This is a genomic window from Bacillus xiamenensis (assembly GCF_000300535.1).
Classification (GTDB): Bacteria; Bacillota; Bacilli; order Bacillales; family Bacillaceae; genus Bacillus; species Bacillus xiamenensis.
Genome location: NZ_AMSH01000096.1, coordinates 1 through 5,617 on the forward strand (window position 1 = coordinate 1; position 5,617 = coordinate 5,617).

Annotated in this window: 7 protein-coding genes; 1 reads left to right on the plus strand and 6 read right to left on the minus strand. The window is 39.9% G+C overall.

Annotation, left to right across the window (positions count from 1 at the left end; genetic code table 11):
* Nucleotides 1-150 precede the first annotated feature (150 nt).
* Nucleotides 151-852 carry a sunset domain-containing protein gene (locus tag BA1_RS17805; RefSeq protein ID WP_008362017.1) on the plus strand — a complete coding sequence of 234 codons (702 nt, stop codon included), beginning with the start codon at nucleotides 151-153 and terminating at the stop codon, nucleotides 850-852.
* A gap of 59 nt (nucleotides 853-911) precedes the next feature.
* Here BA1_RS17805 and BA1_RS17810 read toward each other — a convergent pair whose 3' ends face one another.
* The 6 genes from BA1_RS17810 to BA1_RS17835 are packed head-to-tail and all read right to left on the minus strand — an operon-like array spanning nucleotide 912 to nucleotide 5,381.
* Nucleotides 912-2,222, minus strand: a complete 1,311-nt coding sequence (locus BA1_RS17810) for an ABC transporter permease (RefSeq protein ID WP_008362018.1) — start codon at nucleotides 2,220-2,222, stop codon at nucleotides 912-914.
* Nucleotides 2,212-2,910, minus strand: coding sequence for an ABC transporter ATP-binding protein (locus BA1_RS17815; protein ID WP_008362020.1), 699 nt, complete (start codon nucleotides 2,908-2,910; stop codon nucleotides 2,212-2,214). Before BA1_RS17815 ends, BA1_RS17810 begins: the two co-directional genes overlap by 11 nt.
* Before the next feature lie 21 nt (nucleotides 2,911-2,931).
* Nucleotides 2,932-3,927: an ABC-2 transporter permease gene (locus BA1_RS17820; RefSeq protein ID WP_008362022.1), complete on the minus strand. Its 996-nt coding sequence runs from the start codon at nucleotides 3,925-3,927 to the stop codon at nucleotides 2,932-2,934.
* Entirely contained in the window at nucleotides 3,921-4,799 is an 879-nt protein-coding gene (locus BA1_RS17825) for an ATP-binding cassette domain-containing protein (RefSeq protein ID WP_008362023.1), read from the minus strand. Before BA1_RS17825 ends, BA1_RS17820 begins: the two co-directional genes overlap by 7 nt.
* Entirely contained in the window at nucleotides 4,792-5,184 is a 393-nt protein-coding gene (locus BA1_RS17830) for a GntR family transcriptional regulator (RefSeq protein ID WP_008362024.1), read from the minus strand. Before BA1_RS17830 ends, BA1_RS17825 begins: the two co-directional genes overlap by 8 nt.
* 17 nt (nucleotides 5,185-5,201) lie before the next feature.
* Nucleotides 5,202-5,381, minus strand: a complete 180-nt coding sequence (locus BA1_RS17835) for a hypothetical protein (RefSeq protein WP_008362025.1) — start codon at nucleotides 5,379-5,381, stop codon at nucleotides 5,202-5,204.
* Nucleotides 5,382-5,617: the final 236 nt, after the last annotated feature.

Here is a 5,617-nt window from a genome sequence, read left to right on the forward strand (position 1 = left end):
AGCACCGGCACGCAGGACTGCGGGAGAATGCGAGGGTTTGTCTACACGCTGGAAAACCCTGTGTAAACAGGTTTTTTTTAGTTGAATCGCTCCCCAAAATGGAAAAATGAGGTATGATAGGGGTAAATAGCGATTTAGGGGGGCTGCTAGATGATGATGTTACTCATCATAGGTCTTTTATGTGTTTGTTTCGCCATAGGATATGCCGTCAATTTCTTCTTACTCAAACAGCAAAACCAACCAATTTTTTCAAAGAAACTCTTTTATCCTTTTTTGATCATTGGTCTTGTTTTGTCGATGATGTCATTACCGTTTGCCGTCACAGGTGCTCAGAAAGCACAAGCAGATCCATCTTCTGAACAGCTGCTCAAGGATCAAAAACAATTAGCATCTGACATTTCTCGTCTAAAGGAAGATAAAGAGACACTTACGGCCACTTTAAAAGACGTGACAAACGAAAAAGAAGAGCTGTCCAAGAAACTAGAAAACATCACCTCAGAAAAGAAAACAGTCAAACAACAAGAAAAAACCATTCAAGCGCTTGAAAAGAAAATAGACAAACTCACCTCCACCAACGAAACACTCAAAAAAGAAAACAAGAACGGAAACAAAGACACTCAGTCCTCGGCCGTCCAGCGCTCTGCGCCTAAGGATGATGGATCGAATACTGGCGGTCATGAGTCACAAAAAGAAACAAAAAATGAATCGGCTGCCTGTAACATTAAAGGAAGTGTCAACGGCATATATCACACGCCGAGCAGCAGATACTACACACGAACAAAACATGTGACCAAAATGTTCTGCTCCGTAGAAGAAGCAGAGCGTGCAGGATACCGAGCACCTAAGCAATAGCCATCTTTCTAAGAGCAAAAACCTCCTGTTAGCCAGCTAAAGGCACAGGAGGTTCTTTTTTAATTTTCTCTTCTTAATGCTGTTAATACATTCGTTTTCGTTGCCTTACGTGCTGGGTTGAGTCCAGAGATAATCGCTACCCCTGCGCTAATCACTGTTGCAGTGATCACAAGGCTTAGCGGAATATAGGAGAAGGTAATCGAGAATTGATCGCTTGCCCCTCCCTCAGACATGGAAGACAAAATGGCTGGAATGATGAAGTTCACTGCAAAACTAATCACATACGAGATGATAATCCCGATGATCGATCCAATCACCCCAATATAAGCACTTTCCATGAGGAACATCCTCTTAATAATAGAAGGATTCGCACCAATGGCTTTCATGATCCCAATTTCTTGTGTCCTCTCTGTTACCGCCATTGTCATCGTATTGAAAATGCCGATCGCAGAAATAATGACCGCAATACATCCGACAAAAATAAGTCCAATTTTGAAGACCGTAAAGAACATATCCATTCCTTCAAGCTGGTTCGTCACAGAGATGACTTGATAGCCGTCATCTGTCAGCTTATCCGTCAGTGCACCGACATTGTCGAATTTGTCTGCATAAACAGAAGTCATTTTCTCAACATTTCCTGCTTCAGGAGACAGGTCGAGTATTTGACCAAATTCTTTTTCATAAGCATTCGGAATAAGAATTTTATGATCCTGCTGCCACTCTAAATTCGGTTTTTTCAACACGCCGACTACACGGAAATCAAACGTCTTTTCTTCCACAACTTCATTTTCTTCATTAAGCTTTGGCACTTTGATTTGAATGACTTTGTTTAAAATCTCCTTCGTATAGCCTTTTGGCTCTTTCGGTGATTCTTCACCATTTGACGTCTGATTCATTTCTTTTTCATAGGCTGCACGTTCTTTTTCCGTCCACAGCTGCTCTGCCATATGATACCCAACGACAATTTCGTTTGCTGATGTTGGGACTTTCCCTCGGTCTAGCTCAAGACCTGCTTCTTTTTCTTCTTTCATATCTGTCAGAGCTGCCTGCGTTTCAGTTGAGCGGTCATCGAGCTCGACGTTAACCGATGGATTGATTGCCGTTCTGGCGACGACAGATTTCACATGATCATATGTCTTTAAATCATCAACCTTGACGTCGCCTTTTTCTTTGCCTAACACTTTAATTTCTGTAATAATTTGTTGTTTCATGATTTCATCTTGAGCCGATTTTTGCAGACCAAAACCGACAGATGCAAGTACGATTAAGAAAGAGCATGCCATTGTCGTTGCAAGAATGGTCATAAACACACGCAATCTATTTTTCTTCATATTTCTTCTGATGAATTTGACCTGATCTCTAAACTTCAATGGACTGTTCCCCTTTCTTTAATACACCATCATGAAGCTGGAACGTTGTGTCTGCGATAGAAGCAACTTCATCGTCATGTGTAATGATGACAAATGTAATCCCTTTTTCACGATTGAGCTGCTGGATAAAGGCTAGTATTTGCCCTTCTGTTTCTGAATCGAGACTGCCTGTCGGTTCATCAGCTAAAATAATAGATGGATTAAGGATCAAGGCTCTTGCAATACTCACACGCTGCTGCTGTCCACCTGACAGTTCATTGGGATAATGTCCAGCGTGATGTTCAAGACCAACTCGTTTCAGCATTTCCTTTACTTTCACTTTTCGCTCAGACGACTTCACACCTTTTAAAGTGAGCGGAAGTTCCACATTTTCAAACGTTGTCAAACTTCCGATCAATTGAAAGCTTTGAAAGATAAAGCCAAAATGATCTAACCGAAAGTCTGCCCACTCTTTTTCATTAAAGCCGGTCACATTGGTGCCATCAACGATAATTTGTCCCCTCGTTGGTGAAATATATCCAGATATTAAATTCAATAAAGTCGATTTCCCCGAACCGCTTCGCCCAACGATACAAGCAATATCGCCTCTTTTAATAGACAAGTCAATGTCTTTGAGCACAGGAATTTCGTTCTCTCTGCCCTTTTTACCAATTTTAAACACATGATCTAACGATTGAATTTGAATCATCTCTGCTCCCCTGCTCTCTGTTTATCTTTTTCTATAGATTAAGAAATAACTCGTAAGCGCACCTACAACTCCACCGATTACCATGCCGGCGATATAACCAAACATGGAATTGTCTGAAGAAAATCCAGCCCAGCCAAATCCTAGAACACCGAAGGCAATGACCAATATCTGAATGGGCCTATCCATTTTGGGGTAAACAAAGAATCGTCCATTTCGTTCAACTGGATGTTTAATAAAACTGAACAAACCAATGAGATAAAATACGATTAGCATCACAATTGGCACGATAAATTCTACACCTGTAAACCAAATTGGATTTTCAACTAAATTTCGAAATTGAAAACGGTCTGTTATATAAGTAATTGGAGCAATGGGCATAATAAAGTAGTCATAACTGACATCAACCCAACTTCTATCCGTTTTTAATAAATAGTCTAAATGAAACATCGGAAGCCAAATTAATAAATAAGGTAAAATTGATGTACTGAATGTAACAATGGCTTGACTAATTGCGCTTCCTGTTAAAGCACCTGCTGCAAGACACAAACTATAAAACATTAAGGTGGACACAAGTGCAATCAAATAACCACTGTTAAACGCAATCGTCTCTTGTGGTTGAATGCATAAAATGAGTATATAAGTAAAGACATATGACAATACATGAACGAGCGTGATAATTCCGGCACCTAGGAAAAACTTTGTGTGATAAATGGTCGTTCTGCTAAACGGCAAAGATAAAGTAAAATCAATTTGCCCTTTATTTCTTTCAAAACCCAACTGGGTAATTGCAAAAATTAAACTCATCGTCCATGAAAGGGTGATAAACATATCAGAACCGAAATCATAATAAAAGTAATTATCGAGTGGTGTACAAGTCGGATCGTTTAAACAAGTTTGAAAGGATGAGTATTCCATTAAAAAGGATAATGGCGTCGCAAATACCGCAACAAGCATCACTAAAATGAATGTCAGCTCAGACTGCTTCCATTCCTTATATAACAATTGCCGCTTTACCATCTGCGTTTCCCTCCAAACTTCGCAATGAATACTTCTTCTAAATTCACAGGCAGTTCATGCCAGACTTTTGGTTCAAGCGATTTCAAATACTCTTTTGCCTCTTCATCTGTTTTGAGTACAAGTGCTGTATAGAACACACCCGCTTGATCTAAAATCGCAACGCCTTTTTTTCGAATACTTAAGTTCATATCCTCTTCAAATGCCATTTGGATTTTGACATAGTCATTCTTTAATTCATCTAAATCCATGACACTTGTGAGCTGATTTCCTTCTAAAAACCCGATTCGATTGCACATACGCTCAATATCCTCTAAGCGGTGAGATGTAATTAAAATCGTCGTTCGTCGATCTGCCACTTCATCAATCATCAGCTGAAGAACGTCATTTCTCGTGACCGCATCAATCCCATCTGTCGGCTCATCTAACAAAATGACCGCTGGTTTGATGGCAAAACTTAAAATGAGGGACAGCTGTTTCTTTAAACCTGTCGATAACTCACGGTATTTCACTTTCTCCGGAATCTCATACCGGTTCACAAGCTCATTGGCATATGTCACGTCAAACTTTGGATACAGTTGTTTTAACAGCTTCACAAGCTGTCCATAATTGTATCTGTCAAAGTAAGGATTTACGACCGGCATATACACAATATTTTGCTTGACTAACGGGTGGTCTTTGACGAGTACATCTTTGAAATAAATCTCTCCTTCATCTGGAAGAAGAATTTGCTGAATCAATCTGAGAAGTGTTGTTTTGCCTGATCCGTTACGGCCGAGCAAACCGAAGATCTCTCCTTCGCCTATCTTGAAGGAAACATCGCTGAGTACTTCACGTCCATTTAATTTCTTTGATACATTTCTAACCTCAATCAACTTGTTTCCCTCCTTTTAGACTTGAGCCGATCTCTTCTAACCACACCTTGAGTTGATGAATATCAATACCGGCATAATGAGCCTCAATCATGAGCTGCCTTAATTGCTCCTTCATCTCTACCACCTTCCCTTCATTCAGCTTTGACTGCGCACCTTCTGTCACATACGTTCCGCGGCCTCTTAACGTTTCAATAATCCCTTCCCGCTCCAGCTCTTTATACGCTTTGCTAACGGTGTTTGGGTTGGCGATAATAATGGTGGCCAGCTCTCTCACAGAGGGCAGTTTGTCACCTGGCTTCACCACGCCTTTTAAGCACAAAATTTTCATCTGCTCAATGATTTGTTCATATATGGGTGCAGCGCTTCGTGGATCTATTTGAATCATGATGGCTCCCTCTTTCCTCATTCATGCTTTTGCAGTCCTATCGTTTGATCATGTCCTTGCATTAAAGGGACCGAATTTTTAATTAAATCGTTTTGAACTTCAAAACCAATGAAAACGAGAACGAAAAAAAATGTACATGCTAACACAACAGCCAGCACCATCCACTTCAAATTGATTGGTTTTTTTTCTTTTTTCATGGTTAAACACCTTTCTTCACTTTTAAGTGTCTAAATTGTATTAGTTGATGTAGTACACTTAATACAATATAGACACTCGATCGAAAAGTCAATCACCTTTCGAAAAAATAAAAAACAGATCCTTAAAAGAAGGATCTGTCAGATTGTTGACAAAGGGCTAAAATGACCTTTATTTTAGTCCTTTGTCTTCTTTTCAGCGTGACTTGAGAACCTTTGCAGTCTAGGAAGGACGAGTA